11 protein-coding genes are annotated in these 17,658 nt (G+C 69.9%); 9 read left to right on the top strand and 2 right to left on the bottom strand.

What is annotated here, in order from left to right:
* Nucleotides 1-198 precede the first annotated feature (198 nt).
* The 6 genes from ACYVLT_RS27425 (at nucleotide 199) to ACYVLT_RS27400 (ending at nucleotide 13,254) form a co-directional block, all read left to right on the top strand.
* Nucleotides 199-2,166: an alpha-L-fucosidase gene (locus tag ACYVLT_RS27425; RefSeq protein ID WP_461123099.1), complete on the top strand. Its 1,968-nt coding sequence runs from the start codon at nucleotides 199-201 to the stop codon at nucleotides 2,164-2,166.
* Between the two features lie 67 nt (nucleotides 2,167-2,233).
* Entirely contained in the window at nucleotides 2,234-5,059 is a 2,826-nt protein-coding gene (locus ACYVLT_RS27420; protein WP_461123098.1) for a PQQ-dependent sugar dehydrogenase, read from the top strand.
* A gap of 110 nt (nucleotides 5,060-5,169) precedes the next feature.
* On the top strand, nucleotides 5,170-6,447 hold the full coding sequence (locus ACYVLT_RS27415) for a ricin-type beta-trefoil lectin domain protein (RefSeq protein WP_461123097.1): 1,278 nt from the start codon (nucleotides 5,170-5,172) through the stop codon (nucleotides 6,445-6,447).
* Between the two features lie 80 nt (nucleotides 6,448-6,527).
* A complete protein-coding gene (locus ACYVLT_RS27410; RefSeq protein WP_461123096.1) occupies nucleotides 6,528-8,603 on the top strand; it encodes an alpha-L-fucosidase in 2,076 nt (691 codons plus the stop codon).
* Nucleotides 8,604-8,696: 93 nt separating this feature from the next.
* Nucleotides 8,697-10,994: a beta-L-arabinofuranosidase domain-containing protein gene (locus ACYVLT_RS27405; RefSeq protein ID WP_461123095.1), complete on the top strand. Its 2,298-nt coding sequence runs from the start codon at nucleotides 8,697-8,699 to the stop codon at nucleotides 10,992-10,994.
* Between the two features lie 274 nt (nucleotides 10,995-11,268).
* The gene (locus tag ACYVLT_RS27400) at nucleotides 11,269-13,254 is read left to right on the top strand and encodes an alpha-L-fucosidase (protein WP_461123094.1); all 1,986 of its coding nucleotides are present in this window, start codon (nucleotides 11,269-11,271) and stop codon (nucleotides 13,252-13,254) included.
* Between the two features lie 252 nt (nucleotides 13,255-13,506).
* On the opposite strand, the gene ACYVLT_RS27395 is transcribed toward ACYVLT_RS27400, so the two are convergent.
* Together ACYVLT_RS27395 and ACYVLT_RS27390 are read right to left on the bottom strand one after the other, a co-directional pair.
* Nucleotides 13,507-13,818 (bottom strand): hypothetical protein, encoded by a 312-nt coding sequence (locus ACYVLT_RS27395; RefSeq protein WP_461123093.1) that lies wholly within the window; start codon nucleotides 13,816-13,818, stop codon nucleotides 13,507-13,509.
* Between the two features lie 186 nt (nucleotides 13,819-14,004).
* Entirely contained in the window at nucleotides 14,005-14,928 is a 924-nt protein-coding gene (locus ACYVLT_RS27390) for an SMP-30/gluconolactonase/LRE family protein (RefSeq protein ID WP_461123092.1), read from the bottom strand.
* Between the two features lie 75 nt (nucleotides 14,929-15,003).
* Between ACYVLT_RS27390 and ACYVLT_RS27385 the strand changes: the two genes are divergently transcribed.
* The 3 genes from ACYVLT_RS27385 to ACYVLT_RS27375 all read left to right on the top strand — a co-directional run bounded on the left by ACYVLT_RS27385 (nucleotide 15,004) and on the right by ACYVLT_RS27375 (nucleotide 17,242).
* The gene (locus ACYVLT_RS27385; protein WP_461123091.1) at nucleotides 15,004-15,453 is read left to right on the top strand and encodes an Lrp/AsnC family transcriptional regulator; all 450 of its coding nucleotides are present in this window, start codon (nucleotides 15,004-15,006) and stop codon (nucleotides 15,451-15,453) included.
* A gap of 90 nt (nucleotides 15,454-15,543) precedes the next feature.
* Entirely contained in the window at nucleotides 15,544-16,287 is a 744-nt protein-coding gene (locus ACYVLT_RS27380) for a transporter substrate-binding domain-containing protein (RefSeq protein ID WP_461123090.1), read from the top strand.
* Nucleotide 16,288: 1 nt separating this feature from the next.
* Nucleotides 16,289-17,242 carry a cation diffusion facilitator family transporter gene (locus ACYVLT_RS27375; RefSeq protein ID WP_461123089.1) on the top strand — a complete coding sequence of 318 codons (954 nt, stop codon included), beginning with the start codon at nucleotides 16,289-16,291 and terminating at the stop codon, nucleotides 17,240-17,242.
* Nucleotides 17,243-17,658: the final 416 nt, after the last annotated feature.

Here is a 17,658-nt window from a genome sequence, read left to right as displayed (position 1 = left end):
AGCCGTTCCCGAACGCCCGCCGCTCGGCCAACTGGACCTGCGTCGGGCTCTGCGCACACGAGTCCGCGCTCAAAGGCGGTGAACTCGTCCCCCTGCCCGAGTTCACCCTGGGTGCCCGATCGAGTTGAGCCACAACGGAAACACGTTCACCGATGGCGCGATTCCTCATCCGAGAAAGGCACCGCCATGCCCGAACCGATGAACCGGTTCACTCGTCGTCTGTTCCTCGTCACCTCCGGAACCGCCGCGGCCACCGGGTTGCTGCGGCCCGGAATGGCCTGGGCCACCGCGGGACCCAGCAGCTACACCCCGACCTGGCCGTCGGTGGACCAGCACCCGCCCGCGCCGGAGTGGTTCCAGGACGCGAAGTTCGGCATCTACTTCCACTGGGGCGTGTTCAGCGTCCCGGCGTTCGCCAACGAGTGGTACCCGCGCAGCATGTACCTCAACGGCTCGCCGGAGAACAACCACCACAAGCAGGTCTACGGTGACCCCGCCGCGTGGCCGTACCACAACTTCATCAACGGCGCCCGGGACAAGGCGGGCAACTGGGTGCAGTTCGCGCCCAAGCTGAAGTCCGCGGGCGGCAACTTCGACCCCGACGAGTGGGCGCAGCTGTTCGTCGACGCCGGCGCGAAGTTCGCCGGGCCGGTGGCCGAGCACCACGACGGTTACTCGATGTGGAACAGCGCCGTCAACGAGTGGAACTCGGTGCGCACCGGACCGAAGCTCGACCTGGTCGGTCTGCACGCCGACGCGATCCGGGCCAAGGGCCTCAAGTTCATGTTGTCGATGCACCACATGTACCACTTCAGCGGCTACTTCGACCAGGCGCCGCAGCAGTCGACCCAGACCCTCAGGAAGCTGTACGGCCAGCTCGGCTGGGCCACGCACGAACAGCTGTGGTACGAGCGGCTGAGGGAAGTCATCGACGGCTACCAGCCCGACCTCATCTGGCAGGACGGCGGCCTCCAGTACATCAACGAGACACACCGGCTGAACTTCCTGTCGTACTACTACAACAAGGCGGTCGCCTGGAACCGGGACGTGGTCACCACCCACAAGGACGGTCTGAACGACCGGAACTCGGTGTTCGACTACGAGCGCGGTGGTCCGGCCGGGATGCGGAACCCGTACTGGCTGACCGACGACAGCATCTCCAGCTCCAGCTGGTGCTACACCGCCGGCATCGGCTACTACTCGCTGGCCGCGATGCTGCACTCGTTGGTCGACCGGGTCAGCAAGAACGGCAACGTGCTGCTGAACATCGCCCCGATGGCGGACGGGACCATCCCCACCGGACAGCGGACGATCCTGCTCGGCATGGGCGACTACCTCAGGCGCTTCGGCGAGTCGGTCTACGGCACCCGCGCCTGGACGGCGTTCGGCGAGGGGCCGACGCAGATGGGTGGCGGCTCGTTCGTCCAGCCGCGAGAGGGGACCAACCGGGACATCCGGTTCACCCGCAGCAAGGACAACACCGCGCTGTACGCCACCGTGATGGGCTGGCCGGGCAGCACGCTGAACATCACCACCCTGAACTCGAACCGGATCAACCTGACCAACCTGACCAGGGTGCAGCTGCTCGGCTCGACGGCGGGCTCGTACGTCGACCTGCCCAACCGCGCCCAGACCGGCTCGGCGCTGCAGATCACGATGCCCTCGACCACCCCGCCGTTCAACGCCTCGGCCTACGTGGTCAAGCTGACGTTCTCCGGGCAGATCCCCACCCTGGACGGCGGGTCCAACCCCACCGGGTGGGCCAGGATCACCAACGCGGCCACCGGGCTCTCCCTCGACAGCGGGGGCAACGTCGCCTCGGGTTCACGGCTCAAGCAGTGGGCCTGGGACGGCAACACCAACCTCCAGTGGCAGCTGGTCGACCTGGGTTCGGGCTGGTACCGCATCGTCAACCGCACCAACGGCATGGTCGCCGACAGCTGGGGCAACAGCGCCAACGGCGCGATCTGCCAGCAGGCGGCGTGGAACGGCGGCAACAACCAGCAGTGGCGCCTCACCACTGTGGGCAACGGCCGCGTGCAGATCGTCAACCGCGGCACGGGCACCGCTCTGGACAGCCTGGGCAACACCACCGCCGGCTCCAACACGGCCATGTGGGCGCCGAACAACAGCCCCAACAACCACTGGACCATCACCGCGATCTGACCGACGCGTCAGCACGAACCGTGCCTCCCGAAGGCCGCCAACTCCGGAACGAGGGTGTGACCCTGCCATGAGATACCGACTCAGAGCGGCACTCGCCGCCGCCGTCCTCGTCGCCGGAGGCACGGCGACGACCATGATCGGCTCCGCGCCACCGGCCGCCGCGCACGCGGTGAACCCGGCCGACTTCCAGCAGATCGAGCTGGCCCGAGGGGTGGGCGAGGTCGGCGAGCCGATGACGCTGGCCGTGCTGCCGGACCGCTCGGTGCTGCACGCCGCCCGCAACGGCACGCTGCGCCGCACCACCGCCGAAGGCACCACCAGCGTGATCGGCAACATCCCGGTCTACACGCACGACGAGGACGGCCTCCAGGGCGTCGTGCCGGATCCGAACTTCGCCGCCAACCGGTACATCTACCTCTCCTACTCGCCGCCGCTGTCCACCCCGGGCGGTGACGCCCCGGCCACCGGCACGGACTTCTCGGCGTGGAACGGCGTGATCCGGCTGTCCCGGTTCACCCTCAACTCCGACTACACGGTGAACATGGCCAGCCAGGTGCCGATCCTGGACGTGCCGACCACGCGGGGCATCTGCTGCCACGTCGGCGGCGACCTCGACTTCGACGCGGCCGGCAACCTGTACATGTCGACCGGCGACGACACCAACCCGTTCGAATCGGGCGGTTACACCCCGATCGACGAGCGCACCAACCGCAACCCCGCCTACGACGCGCAGCGCAGCTCGGCCAACACCAACGACCTGCGCGGCAAGGTGCTGCGGATCAAGGTGAACGCGAACGGGTCGTACTCGATCCCGGCCGGCAACCTCTTCGCACCCGGCACGCCGAACACCCGGCCGGAGATCTACGCGATGGGCTTCCGCAACCCGTTCCGGTTCAACGTCGACAAGGCGACCGGCGCGCTCTACGTCGGCGACTACGGACCCGACGCGGGCACGAGCAGCAGCACCCGCGGCCCCGCCGGCCAGGTCGAGTTCAACCGGATCACCTCGGCGGGCAACTACGGCTGGCCGTACTGCACCGGTGGTAACACCACCAATGAGACCTATGTGGAGTACACGTTCCCGTCCGGGCCCTCCGGGAGCCGGTACAACTGCGCCGCGCCGGTCAACAACTCGCCACGCAACACCGGCCTGATGAACCTGCCCGCGGCGAAGCCGGCCTGGATCAAGTACGACAACTGCTCGGTGGCCGCGTTCGGCTGCGGGTCGGAGTCCCCGATGAGCGCGCCGGTGTACCGGTACGACGCGGCCAACCCGTCGTCGATCAAGTTCCCGCCCGAGTTGGACGGGCACGTGTTCGCCACCGAGTTCGGCCGGCGCTGGATCAGGGCCGTCGACGTCAACGCCGACGGGTCGGCGGGGCAGATCAACGAGTTCCCGTGGCGCGGCACCCAGGTCATCGACGCCGGCTTCGGCCCGGACGGCGCCCTGTACGTGCTGGACTACGGCACCGGCTGGGGCAGCGGGAACGAGTACTCCGCGCTCTACCGCATCGAGTACAACCCGGCCGGGAACAAGGCGCCGACCGCACGGGCCGGCGCGAACCCCACCTCCGGCACCGCGCCGCTGACGGTCGCCTTCTCGTCGGCCGGCTCCTCCGACCCGGAGGGCGGTGCGCTGACGTACGCGTGGAACTTCGGCGACGGCACGTCGTCGACGGCCGCCAACCCGAGCCACACCTACACCGCCAACGGCCGGTACACGGCCACGCTCACGGTGACCGACCCCGGTGGCCGCAGCGGTAGCGGCAGCGTGGTGATCACGGTCGGGAACACCGCGCCGACGGTCACGCTGAACACTCCCGTCAACGGATCCGTGTTCAACTTCGGCGACAGCGTGCCGTACACGATCACGGTGTCGGACCGGGAAGACGGCACGATCGACTGCACCCGGGTGAAGCTCAGCTACCTGCTGGGCCACGACAGCCACGGCCACCTGATCACCTCGCGCGACGGCTGCTCGGGCACGCTCCAGATCCCGGTGGACGGCGAGCACGACACGGCGGCGAACCTGTACGCCGTGTTCGACGCCGAGTACACCGACCTCGGCGCGAACGGCCAGCCGCCGGTCACCACGCACGCGCAGCACGTCCTGCAGCCCCGGCACCGCCAGGCCGAGCACCACTCGACCCAGTCGGGCACCGCCGTGTACGACAAGGTCCCCGCGGAGGGCGGCAAGGCCGTCGGTGACATCCACAACGGCGACTGGATCGCGTTCCAGCCCTATGCGCTCGGCGGCGAGACCAGGTTCACCGCCCGGGTCGCCTCCGCCGGGTCGGGCGGCACGCTGTCCGTGCGGACCGGTTCGCCGACCGGGCCCGTGCTCGGCACGGCGACGGTGCCGGTCACCGGTGGCTGGGAGACCTTCACCGAGGTGTCCGCCACCCTGGCGGGCGTCCCGGCCGGAACCGTCACGCTGTACCTGACGTTCGCGGGCAGCGGCACCGGCTACCTGTTCGACGTGGACGCCTTCACGTTCGGCACGTCGACGGGTGCCCGCACCGGGCGGATCACCGGTCCCGGCGGCAAGTGCGTCGACGTCAACGGTGGATCGAGCGCCGACGGCACCAAGATCCAGCTGTGGACCTGCGGCAGCGGCGCCAACCAGCAGTGGACCGTCAACGGGACCACGTTGCGCTCGCTCGACAAGTGCATGACCGTCGCGGGCGGCAGCACCGCCGACGGCGCCCAGGTGCAGCTGTCGACCTGCACCGGCACCGGCGGGCAGAACTGGACCGCGGGCGCCAACGGCTCCCTGGTCAACCCCCAGTCGGGCAAGTGCCTGGACGCCAACGGGGCCGGCACCGCCGACGGCACGCAACTGATCATCTGGAGCTGCCACGGCGGCACCAACCAGCGCTGGACCCTGCCGTGAACCGCCGACTTCCCGATGCGCGAGGAGATGGACCTGTGAAGCCCGCACCCGGTCCTGTTCGGACAGGACAACTTCTCAGAAGGCTGTCAGTCCTGCTGGCGTCCATCACCATGGTGGCCGCGGGGGCGCTGGCCGTCGTGGCCGTGAACATCCCACCGGCCGCCGCGGCGACCACCGCCGGTTGCGGCAAGGCCCCGCTCGCGAGCGGGGCGCGCACGATCCAGAGCAGCGGCAAGACCCGCAGCTACATCCTGAGGGTGCCCGACTCCTACGACCCGAACCGCGCCTACCGGTTGACCTTCGCGTTCCACATGCGGGGCAGCGACATGCAGGGGGTCGACTCCGGTGGAACCAGCGGGTACCCCTGGTCCTACTACGGGCAGCGGGCGCTGGAGAACACCACGACGATCTTCGTCGCGCCGCAGGGCCTCGGCGGCGGCTGGGGCAACGCGGGCGGTGAGGACGTCACCTTCGTCGACGACATGATCAGGCAGCTCGACGCCGGGTTGTGCATCGACACGACGCAGCGCTTCGCCCTGGGCTTCAGCTTCGGCGGCGCCATGAGCTACGCACTCGCCTGCGCACGGCCCACGGTCTTCCGCGCGGTCGCGGTCTACGGCGCCGCCCAGCTGTCCGGGTGCAGCGGAGGCACCCAGCCCGTCGGCTACATCGGGCTGCACGGCCTCCGGGACGGGGTGCTCCCGATCTCCAACGGGCGGGCGCTGCGCGACACGTTCGTCCGGAACAACGGCTGCACCCCGCAGAACCCGCCGGAACCGGCGGTGGGCAGCCTGACCCACACGGTCACCGCCTACTCGGGTTGCCGAGCCGGGTACCCGGTGGTCTGGGCCCCGTTCGACGCGGGCCACACCCCAGGCCCGTGGGACGGCTCCGCCGGCGACCTGAACCCCCACGAGCGGTCTTGGACCATCGGGGTGGTGCGGAACTTCTTCGCGCAGTTCGGCTCCCCGCCGACGAGCACGACGACCACGACGACCACGAGCCCGTCACCCGGCCAGAACGTGATGATCGCCGGTCAGCAGTCGGGCCGGTGCCTCGACGTGGCCGGTGCCGGCACCGCCAACGGGACCCAGACGCAGTTGTGGGACTGCCACGGCAACGGCAACCAGCGCTGGACGTACACCGCGAGCCAGGAGTGGCGGGTGTACGGCAACAAGTGCCTGGACGCGAGCGGCGGCAACGTCGTCATCTCGGACTGCCACGGCGGTGCCAACCAGAAGTGGAACCGCAACGCCAACGGCACCATCACCTCCGTCCCATCAGGGCAGTGCCTGGACGCCAACGCCGCCGGCACCGCCAACGGCACGAGGGTAATCCCCTGGTCGTGCAACGGCGGCGCCAACCAGCAGTGGAGCCTGCGCGGCTGACCGCGATCGACCCCGCCGGTACCCGATCACGTCGGCGGATCCCCGCGTCCGGTCGTACCTCCACCAGAAAGGACCCTCACATGCAGGTCTCCGAGCAACGCAGACCACCCGCCGGACAGCGGGCCTTCACCCGTCGGGCGCTGACGGTGCTGTCCGTGCTGGCCGTCGTCGTCGCCACCGCGCCCATGACGGGCACCGCCCTCGCGGCGACCCCTGCCCAGGTCGTCCCCGTCGCGCCGAACGACTCGCCCGCCACGATCATCGCCAACGCCGCGGACGTGCGGCCGACACCGCGGCAACTGGCCTGGCAGCGGCTGGAGCGGATGGCGTTCATCCACTTCGGCGTGAACACGTTCACCGGCCGTGAGTGGGGCACCGGCACCGAGGACCCGAACGTCTTCCAGCCCCACGGCCTCAACACCGACCAATGGGTGACCTCGCTGAAGGACGCCGGGTTCAAGGGCGCCATCCTCACCGCCAAGCACCACGACGGGTTTTCGCTGTTCCCCTCGCGATACACCACCTTCGACGTGGCCTCCGACACCGCCTGGCAGAACGGCCAAGGCGACGTGGTGAAGAACTTCACCGACTCCATGCACAAGTACGGCATGAAGGTGGGCATCTACATCTCGCCGGCCGACCTGCACGAGAACCTGGCCGGCGGCCGGTTCGCCAACGGCAGCCCGCAGAGGCCGGTGACCATCCCCAGCAACCCGGCGGACATCGTCAACGGGGTGTCGTTCAACTTCAACTCCGACGACTACAACACGTACTTCGAGAACCAGCTCTACGAGCTGCTGTCCCGGTACGGCGCGGTCGACGAGATCTGGTGGGACATGGCGAACCCCACCGGTCGCCCCCAGCCCTACAACTTCCTCGACTGGATCAAGATCGTCCGCGCGCTCCAGCCCAACGCGGTGATGTTGAACGACGGCGGACCGGACGTCCGCTGGATCGGCAACGAGGACGGCTACGCCCGCCAGTCCGAGACGTCGGTCGTGCCCTACGTCGGCAACGCCGCGATCGCCGCCGACAACATCGTCAACCCGCCCGGCGGGAACGGCGCCCCGGACCTGGGCAGCGACGCCCTGCTGTCGCGGCGCAAGGCGGACGGGACCAGCGCGTGGAACTACCTGAAATGGTCGCCCGGCGAGTGCAACGGGACGCTGTCCGCGCGCCACAACTGGTTCTGGCAACCCAACGAGACCTGGCGTCCCGTGCCGGAGCTGGAGGAGATGTACTACGGCTCGGTGGGCCGCAACTGCAACTCCCTGCTCAACGTGTCGCCGAACCGGCAGGGCGTGCTCGACCAGTCGGCGGTGACGGTGCTGGCCCAGTTCAACGCCAGGCTCACCGGGACGTTCGGCACCAACCTCGCCGCCGGCGCGGTCGTGGCCAACGACAGCGGCACGAGCAACGTCGCGGGTCGCACGCCGAGCCTCGCGCTGGACGGCAACCTGGACAGCTCGTGGCAGCCGACCGCCTCGACCGGCGGGCTGGTGTTCACCCTGCCCGAGGCGCGAACCTTCGACGTCCTGTCCGTGCAGGAAGACCTGAACTTCGGCCAGCGGGTCAACTCCTACTCCGTGGACGCCTGGAACGGCAGCACCTGGAACCAGATCGCGACCGACACCACGATCGGCCAGAAGAAGCTCATCCGCCTGGCCACCCCCGTCACCGCGAGCCAGGTGCGGCTGCGCGTCACCGGGTCGCGGGCCGCGCCGGCCATCGCCGAGCTCGGCCTGTTCAAGCGACCCGGTGGCGGCACGGCCCAGGGGAGCATCACGTCCGTCCAGTCCGGCAGGTGCGCCGACGTCAGCGGCGTGAGCACGGCGAACGGTGCCGCGGTGCACTTGTGGGACTGCCACGGTGGCACCAACCAGCGGTGGACCCACACCGCGAGCAAGCAGCTGGTGGTCTACGGCAACAAGTGCCTGGACGCCTACGGCGCGGGCACCAGTCCCGGCACGCAGACCGTGATCTGGGACTGCCACGGCGGCACCAACCAGCAGTGGAACGTCAACTCCGACGGCACCATCACCAGCGTGCAGTCGGGGCTGTGCGTGGACGCCTACGGAGGCGGCACCGTGAACGGCACCAGGATCGTCCTCTGGACGTGCAACGGCGGCGCCAACCAGAAGTGGCAACTCCGCTGACCGCACACGGGTGACAGGTGTGGGGCCTTCGCCCCGCACCCGCACCAGTCCTGTCGGCGCAACACCGATGTCGTGATCCGCACGGAGGCCGCCATGAGCACGAACCAGCCACCCATCCACCGCCGGACCCTGTTCCGGGCGGGGATGGTCACCGCCGCGGTCGTCGCGGTGGGTCGGGTTCCGGCGCACGCCGCTCCGGCGGCCCGGCCCGACATCGGGGTCGCCGCCCATCCGTTCGACCTCGGCGAGGTGCGGTTGACGGCGGGTCGCTGGCTGGACAACCAGAACCGGACGTTGGAGTACCTGAGGTTCGTCGACGCGGACCGGCTGCTGCACACGTTCCGCCTCAACGCCGGTCTGCCCAGCTCGGCCCAGCCCTGCGGCGGTTGGGAGGCGCCCGGCGTCGAGCTGCGCGGCCACTCGACGGGTCACGTGCTGTCCGCGTTGGCGCAGGCGTACGCGGTCACGGGTGACGCGCAGTACCGGTCGAAGGGCGACCACCTCGTCAACGTGCTCGCCTCCTGCCAGGCCGCATCGCCGAACCGCGGCTTCCACGCCGGCTACCTCTCGGCGTTCCCCGAGAACTTCTTCGACCGGCTGGAGAGCGGCCAGGGGGTGTGGGCGCCCTGGTACACGCTCCACAAGATCATGGCGGGTCTGCTGGACCACCACCGGCTGACCGGCGGCACCCGGGCCCTCCAAGTGGTCACCGACATGGCGGGCTGGGTGGACTGGCGCACGGCTCGGCTGGGCTACGCGCAGATGCAGTCCGTGCTGAACACCGAGTTCGGCGGCATGAACGCGGTCCTGGCGGACCTGTGCCAGGTCACCGGCGACACCCGTTGGCTGGCCGTGGCGCAGCGGTTCGACCACGCCGCGGTGTTCGACCCCCTTGCGGCGAACACCGACCGGCTCGACGGCCTGCACGCGAACACGCAGATCGCCAAGTGGGTCGGCGCGGCACGCGAGTACAAGGCGAGCGGCACGACAAGGTACCGGGACATCGCGACCAACGCGTGGAACTTCACGGTCGGCGCGCACACCTACGCCATCGGCGGGAACAGCGTGCGGGAGCACTTCAAGTCGCCCAACGCGATCGCCGCGTTCCTGACGAACGACACGTGCGAGAACTGCAACACCTACAACATGCTCGTCCTGACGCGCGAGCTGTTCACGCTGTACCCGGACCGCGCCGAGCTGTTCGACTACTACGAGCGGGCACTGGTCAACCAGATGATCGGCCAGCAGAACCCGAACGACGGCCATGGCCACGTCTGCTACTTCACCCCGCTCAACCCCGGCGGGAGGCGTGGCGTCACGTCCATGAACGGCGGTTACAGCACCGACTACACCACGTTCTGGTGCTGCCAGGGCACTGGCCTGGAAATGCAGACCAAGCTCATGGACTCCATCTACTTCCGTGACGACACGACGTTGATCGTGAACCTGTTCGCGCCGTCGGTGCTGCACTGGACCCAGCGCGGCATCACCGTCACCCAGACGACGACCTACCCGGCCGGCGACACCACGTCGCTCCAGTTCACCGGCAACGTCGGCGGCACGTGGTCGGTGCGCGTCCGCATCCCGAGCTGGTCGAGCGGCGCGACGATCAGCGTCAACGGCGTCGCCCAGGGCGTCACCGCGGCACCGGGCACCTACGCCACGCTCACCCGGTCGTGGACCTCCGGCGACATCGTCACCGTGCGCATGCCGATGCAGGTGGCCTTGCGGTCGGCCAACGACAACACGGGCATCGCCGCCGTCACCTACGGTCCGGTCGTCCTCGCCGGCAACTACGGCAACACCACACTCACCTCGCCGCCGTCGCTGAACACCGCGTCCATCACCCGTACCAGCACCACGAGCCTCGCGTTCACGGCCAACGCCAACGGTGCCGCGATCGCCCTCATCCCGTTCCACGACGCCCACGGCGTCAACTACAACGTCTACTGGAACACCAGCGGCAACACCATGCCCACTGGTTGGGTGAGGATCTCCAACGCCACCACGGGATTGGTGCTGGACAGCGGCGGGTCGGTGGCGTCGGGATCGCGGCTCAAGCAGTGGACCTGGGACGGCAGCACGAACCTCCAGTGGCAGTTGGTCGACGCGGGCGGCGGCTACCACCGGATCGTCAACCGGACCAACGGGATGGTGGCCGACAGCCGGGGCAACGCCGCCAACGGCGCCGTCTGCTCCCAGTCACCCTGGAACGGCGGCAACAACCAGCAGTGGCGGCTCAACGGCGTGGGCAACGGCCGCTACCAGATCGTCAACCGCGGCACGGGCACCGCGCTGGACGGCGCGGGCAACACGACCGCCGGTTCGGACGTCGTCCTGTGGGCGCCGAACGGCAGCACGAACAACCACTGGACCATCACCACCGCCTGACCGCACGAACCAGCGGTGGACCGTGAACCCGAACGGCTCCGCCGTGGAAATGGCACCAGCAACACGCCCTGAGCCAACCGAATGGCACCTTGCGTCCGTGGAGGCGCGGACCGGGGTGTACTCAGCTCGGGTGGCGGGTGGTGGATGTCGCCCATCACCCGCCCCCGTGCTGACGGCCCATGTCGCGCAGCGGCACCCGCGCGCTCCAGGCGCGCTGCCGTGCGTCCCCGATGCCGATCGGCAATGCGATCAACGCCCAGAAAGGGTTACCGCCATGTCATCGTCCCCGAACGGTTTCACCCGTCGGCGATTGCTCACCGCGGCCGGTGCCGCGGGTATCGGCGCGGCGACCGGCCTGCTGCGGGTCGGCACCGCTCGTGGCACCGTGGGTCCGAGCAGCTACACCCCGACCTGGGCGTCGGTGGACCAGCACCCGCCCGCGGCGGAGTGGTTCCAGGACGCGAAGTTCGGCATCTACTTCCACTGGGGCGTGTTCAGCGTTCCCGCGTTCGCGAACGAGTGGTACCCGCGCTCCCTGTACTTCAGCGGTTCGGCCGAGAACCGGCACCACGTCGACACCTACGGAGACCCCTCGGTGTGGCCGTACCACAACTTCGTCAACGGTGCCCGGGACAAGGCGGGGAACTGGGTGCAGTTCGCGCCGAAGCTCCGCTCGGCGGGCGGGAACTTCGACCCGGACGAGTGGGCGCAGCTGTTCCTCGACGCCGGCGCCCGGTTCGCGGGGCCGGTGGGGGAGCACCACGACGGGTACTCGATGTGGAACAGCACGGTCAACGAGTGGAACTCCGTGCGCACCGGCCCGAAGCTGGACCTGCTGCGGCTGCACGCCGACGCGATCCGGGGCAAGGGCATGAAGCTGCTGGTGGCCCTGCACCACGCGTACAACTCGACCGGCTTCTACGAGCGGGTCCCGTACCAGTCGGATCCGAGCCTGCGCAAGCTGTACGGCCAACTGGGCGGGCCGGCGCAGAACCAGCTGTGGGTGGACAAGCTCAAGGAGGTCGTCGACGGCTACCGGCCGGACATCCTCTGGCAGGACTTCAACCTCAGCCAGATGGACGAGTCGCGGCGGCTGGAGTTCCTGGCCCACTACTACAACCGCGCGGTCGCTTGGAACTCCGACGTCGTCGCCACCTACAAGGATGGCTTCAACGACCGCGGCGAGGTGTTCGACTTCGAACGCGGCGGCCCGGCGGGCATCCAGGTCCCGTACTGGCTGACCGACGACAGCATCTCCAGCTCCAGCTGGTGCTACACGGTCGGCATCGGCTACTACTCGCTGAACGCGATGCTGCACTCGTTGATCGACCGGGTCAGCAAGAACGGCAACATGCTGTTGAACATCGCACCCATGGCCGACGGCACCATCCCGGCCGGGCAGCGGTCGATCCTGCTGGGGATCGGCGACTACCTCCGGCGCTTCGGCGAGTCGATCTACGCCACCCGCGCGTGGACCACCTTCGGCGAAGGGCCGACGCAGATGGGCGGCGGCTCCTTCACCCAGCCGCGCGCGGGCACCAACCGCGACATCCGGTTCACCCGCAGCAAGGACAACACGGTCCTCTACGCCACCGTCCTGGGTTGGCCGGGCGCCACGCTGGACATCACGACCCTGAACACCAACCGGATCAACCTCGGCTCCCTGGTGTCGACCCGACTGCTGAACCCCACCGCCGGGTCGTACACCGACCTGCCCAACCGCAGCCAGGACGGCACGGCCCTGCACCTGACGATGCCGTCGTCCACGCCCCCGTTCGCCGCTCCGGCCTACGTGGTGAAGCTGACGTTCTCCGGCCGGATCCCCGACCTGGGCCCGGAGCCGGCGCCCACGGGCTGGGCGCGGATCACCAACGCCACCACGGGCCTGGTGCTCGACGGCGGCAGCGTCGGTTCCGGGTCGAACCTCAAGCAGTGGAACTGGAACGGCAGCACGAACCTCCAGTGGCAGCTGGTGGACGCGGGCGGTGGCTTCGTCCGCATCGTCAACCGCACGAACGGCATGGTCGCCGACAGCTGGGGCGACGCCACCAACGGGGCACCCGTCCGACAGGCGCCGTGGAACGGCGGCAACAATCAGCAGTGGCGGCTCGCCGGCGTCGGCAACGGCCGCTACCAGGTCGTCAACCGCGGCACCGGCACCGCGCTGGACGGCATGGGCGACGCGACCGTGGGCGCCACCTGTGCCCTCTGGGTCCCCAACGCCAGCCCGAACAACCACTGGACCATCGCCGCGGTGTGACGCCCGCCAAGACGCGGACGGCGGCGGTTCCGACACCAGGGCATAGATCGATCGGGGAGGGGTGGGGGGTCGAGGGCGGCCGTGCCCCGTCCGGCCTGGCCGACACGCTGAATGACGACGTGCTGAACACGGTCGGCGACGCCTCGGCCCACGACGGCCTCGGTGACCTGGTCGACCGCCGCGCCGGATAGGGCGGGCCGCCTCGCCGAGGCGACGCCGCCACGTTCTCGCGAGGCTGACCGGTCCGGCGCCCTATGCCCCCAGCTCTCCGAAGAGCGCCCGATCGACGGCGACGGTGCCGGTGACCGGTGGGCGACCGGCCAGCAGGTCGGCGACCCAGCGGTGGGCCAACGCGCACATCTGGGCCTCCGTGCCCCGTGCGTGGCCGGCCACGTCGTCGTCCGACCACAGCACCAGCGCCGTCGTGGTGGGCGCGGTCGGCGTCAACCCCACCGTCCAGCGGCGACCGGCGGCGTGCAGCACGCGTTCGGCGGTGCTCCAGCGCCCGTTGGACGTGCGCCGGACCGACCACGGCGGTCGCAGGTCGTCCACCGAACGGGGCACCTGCTCACCTTGGTGATCACCTGTCGCGTGCCTCTGCATACCGGCACTCCTCTGCGCACCCCGCCCGTCGCCGGACGGAGACCGTCGTCTTCGGTGTCCCCCGGGGGAGCGGACACTCGCACGGTGGGAGGTTGATCGGGCGCAACCGCCGATCCACCATCCCGCCGTTGCTCGTTAACGATACGTTCACCTTCCGTTCCGTGCTCCGGGAAGCCCGACCGATGGCTGCCGGGCGCCGTTGACGTTGAACAGCAGCGTGTAGACCGAGGTGGTGGCGGTGATGAACAGGCGGTTGCGCTTGGGGCCGCCGAAGCACACGTTCGACACCACCTCGGGCACGCCGATCCGGCCCAGCAGCGTGCCGTCGGGGTGGATGCAGTGGACGCCGTCCCCGGCGGCGGCCCAGATCCGGCCCTGCTCGTCCAGGCGGATGCCGTCGAACTGGCCGTTCGTGCAGCGGGCCACCTCGTCGCCGCCGCTCAGCCGCGCGCCATCCACGTCGAAGCCCCGGATGTGGTTGCGGCGCGTGTCCACGATGTAGAGCCGGGTGCCGTCGGGGGAGAACGCGAGGCCGTTGGGGCGCACGAAGTCGTCCGCGACGATCTCGACCGAGCCGGTCGTGGGGTCGGCGCGGTAGACGTGGCAGGCCCCGATCTCGGACTCCGCGCGCACGCCCTCGTAGTCGCTGAGGATGCCGTAGGGCGGGTCGGTGAACCACACGCCGCCGTCGGCCGCGACCACGACGTCGTTGGGACTGTTGAACCGCTTGCCGTCGAAGCGGTCGGCGACCACCGTGGTGGAGCCGTCGTGCTCGGTGCGCACAACCCGGCGCTCGCCCTGCTCGCAGGTGACCACGCGGCCCTGCGCGTCGAGGGTGCGGCCGTTGGCGTAGCCGGCGGGTGAGCGGAACACCCCGACGTGTCCGGTGGTCTCGTCCCAGCGCAGGACGCGGTCGTTGGGGATGTCGCTGAACAGCAGGTACCGGCCGGCGGGGACGTAGGCAGGGCCCTCGGTCCACTTGCACCCGGTGGCCAGGCGCTCCAGCAGGTCGTCGCCGAACAGCAGCAGCCGGTCGTCGAACGATTCCACCGTTGTCGGGATGACGTCCATGGTTTCCCCTTGATGTCCGAATGTCATCTGGTTCGCAACCTATAATGCTTGATGACGTCAGGTGGAGGTGGGTCGATGGACGATACCGATCGGGCTGTGTTGGCGGCGCTGCGGCAGGACGCCACGCAGTCGTACGCCGTGTTGGGCGCGCAGGTCGGGCTGTCGGCGGCGGCGGCGCACGAGCGGGTGCGCAAGCTGCGCGATCGGGGCGTGATCAGGCGGACGACGGTGGAGATCGACCCGACCGCGCTCGGGTTGGACGTGCTGGCGTTCGTGCTGGTCGACTCGTCGGCGTGGGTCGGGTCGCCGGAGACGGCCGACGCGCTGCGCGCGCTGCCCGCGGTGGAGGAGGCGCACATCGTGGCGGGGACGGCGTCGCTGCTGCTCAAGGTGCGCACGGCGGGTACGCGCGCGTTGCAGGCGTTGCTGAAGGACGTGCACGACATCGCCGGGGTGTCCGGCACGAATGCCATCGTGGTGCTGGAGACGTGCTTCGAGCGGACGCCCGACCCGCGCTCGGCCTGAGCGGGCGACGGCGGGACTTCGGAGTCGCGGCGGCTCGCCGTCGCACCACCCCGATGGTTGGGGCTCGCCCGTCTGGGCAACATCATCGCCATGGGATCGGCTGAGGTCGCTCGACGCGCGTGGACCCGGATCGTGGCGGTGGCGCTGGTCGTGCTGTCGGCCGGTGGTTGCCAGTGGCCTCGCGACGCCGACGGGACGCTGGACCGCGTGCGGGACGGCACGATCCGGGTCGGTGTGGCGCACGACCCGCCGTGGGTGGTCGTCACCGGAGACCGCGGGGACGAGCGGCCACCGGGCGGTGTGGAGAGCGTCCTGGTGCAGCGCTTGGCGGACAGCCTGGGCGCGCGCGTGCAGTGGGTGCGCGCAGGTGAGGCCGAACTCATGACGGCCTTGGCCGAGCGCGGCCTCGACCTCGTGGTCGCGGGCCTGGACGCCAAGTCGCCCTGGGTGCAGGACGTCGCCCTGACCACCGACTACCTGACCACGGACGAGGTCGTCGCCGTGCCCGCGGGAACACCGACCGACATCGCCGGACAACGGGTGCTGGTGCGGGAAGGCAGCGCTGAAGCCGCGCTGCTGTCCGACCACGACGCGACCGCCGTCCCCGTGGCCGACATCCCCGAACGTCCCGACGGCGCCGCGGTCGTCCCGGACTGGCTGGTGGACGCGGCCGGGCTGACCGACACCGGCACCCACCTGTCGAGCCTCGACCACGTCATGGCGGTGCCGCCCGGTGAGAACGCCTGGCAGAGCACCGTCGAACGGTTCCTGTTGGCGCTGGACGACGACGAGGTCCGCCGCCTGCTGCTCGACACCCACCGCTCGGGGGCCTGACGTGGCCGCGATCCACGACCGCTACGAGCTGCCGCCCGAGAAGGCGGCACTGCACCGCCGCGCCGTCCGCCTCGAATGGTGGACGATCGCGTTCTTCGTCGTCGCGATCTCCGCGCTGGCCGTCGTGCTCGGCCAGTCACAGGCCATGAAGGCCGCCTGGATCGAGGACATCCTGGCCCTGGCGCCGCCGATCGCCTTCCTGGTCGCGAACCGCTACCGCAACCGGCCTCCCGACCCCGACCACCCCTACGGGTACCACCGCTCGGTGGCGATCGCCTTCCTGGCCTCCGCCCTGGCGCTGTCGACCCTCGGCGGCTACATCCTCGTCGAGTCCGTGCTGCGACTCGTGCAGGGCGAACGCCCACCGATCGGTTTGATCGAGGTGTTCGGCCACACCCTGTGGCTGGGTTGGCCGATGATCGCCGTCCTGCTGGCGACGATGGTCCCCGCGATCCTGCTCGGCCGTGCCAAGGCGAAGCTGGCCGCGCAACTGCACGACAAGGTCCTGCACGCCGACGCCGAGATGAACCGCGCGGACTGGCTCACCGCCGGCGCGGCCATCCTCGGGATCATCTGCATCGGCGCCGGGCTGTGGTGGGCCGACGCCGTCGCCGCGATCGTCATCTCCGCCGACATCGTCCGCGACGGCCTGCGCACCACTCGCACCGCGGTCGCCGACCTCATGGACCGCCGACCCCGCACGGTGACCGACGACCGGCAGCACCCCCTGCTCGCCCGGCTCACCGCGCTCGCCCTCGACCAGCCCTGGGTCCAGGACGCCTGGATACGGCTGCGCGAGGAAGGGCACGTCTTCGTCGGCGAGGTGCTCGTCGTGCCCGAGCCCGGCACCGACGACCTCGTCGAACGGCTCGAACGCCTGGGCCGACTCCTGCGGGAGGCGGACTGGCGCATGCACGACATCGCCGTGGCGCCGGTCCTCGACATCCGACGATGACCCGCACCGGTCGACGTCACCACGCCCCGCCGAGGTCGGATGGCGAGAGGACGGCGGGCTCCTGGGGTACCGCGAGCAGAAGGGCCTGGAACCTCCCGACGGCATCGCCACCGAGTCCGACGAACACGGCCGGCGGGTCGCGGCGGGAAGTCCCGGGAAAACGTTCGAGGACAACGCCCCTGGCCTGCGGCCCCGGTGTGGTGCTGCTCAGACTGACCGGTTCCGGACTGCCGACGACCGGCGATGGTGCACCCACCTGCTCGACACCACGGATCAGCCCGTCGCGGGATCCTCGGATCCGGTGGTCGCCCGAGCTGATCACGACTCCTGATCGACTTGCGCCACCGCCCTGGTACGGCAGCCGCCATTTGGGTTGTGACCTGCGGGAAGGTGTGGCTGGAGGGCTGGGTTCGAGG

This window comes from Saccharothrix stipae, assembly GCF_054781895.1.
Note: the sequence above shows the minus strand (reverse complement) of the source record. Positions and strands in the feature narration are given on the sequence as shown.

Bases quoted from the DNA above. Each gene is read 5' to 3' on its own strand.
- ACYVLT_RS27380 (WP_461123090.1), top strand. From the start codon at position 15,544: ATGGGATCGGCTGAGGTCGCTCGACGCGCGTGGACCCGGATCGTGGCG.
- ACYVLT_RS27405 (WP_461123095.1), top strand. From the start codon at position 8,697: ATGAGCACGAACCAGCCACCCATCCACCGCCGGACCCTGTTCCGGGCG.
- ACYVLT_RS27410 (WP_461123096.1), top strand. From the start codon at position 6,528: ATGCAGGTCTCCGAGCAACGCAGACCACCCGCCGGACAGCGGGCCTTC.
- ACYVLT_RS27420 (WP_461123098.1), top strand. From the start codon at position 2,234: ATGAGATACCGACTCAGAGCGGCACTCGCCGCCGCCGTCCTCGTCGCC.
- ACYVLT_RS27400 (WP_461123094.1), top strand. From the start codon at position 11,269: ATGTCATCGTCCCCGAACGGTTTCACCCGTCGGCGATTGCTCACCGCG.
- ACYVLT_RS27390 (WP_461123092.1), bottom strand. From the start codon at position 14,928: ATGGACGTCATCCCGACAACGGTGGAATCGTTCGACGACCGGCTGCTG.
- ACYVLT_RS27385 (WP_461123091.1), top strand. From the start codon at position 15,004: ATGGACGATACCGATCGGGCTGTGTTGGCGGCGCTGCGGCAGGACGCC.
- ACYVLT_RS27415 (WP_461123097.1), top strand. From the start codon at position 5,170: ATGGTGGCCGCGGGGGCGCTGGCCGTCGTGGCCGTGAACATCCCACCG.
- ACYVLT_RS27425 (WP_461123099.1), top strand. From the start codon at position 199: ATGAACCGGTTCACTCGTCGTCTGTTCCTCGTCACCTCCGGAACCGCC.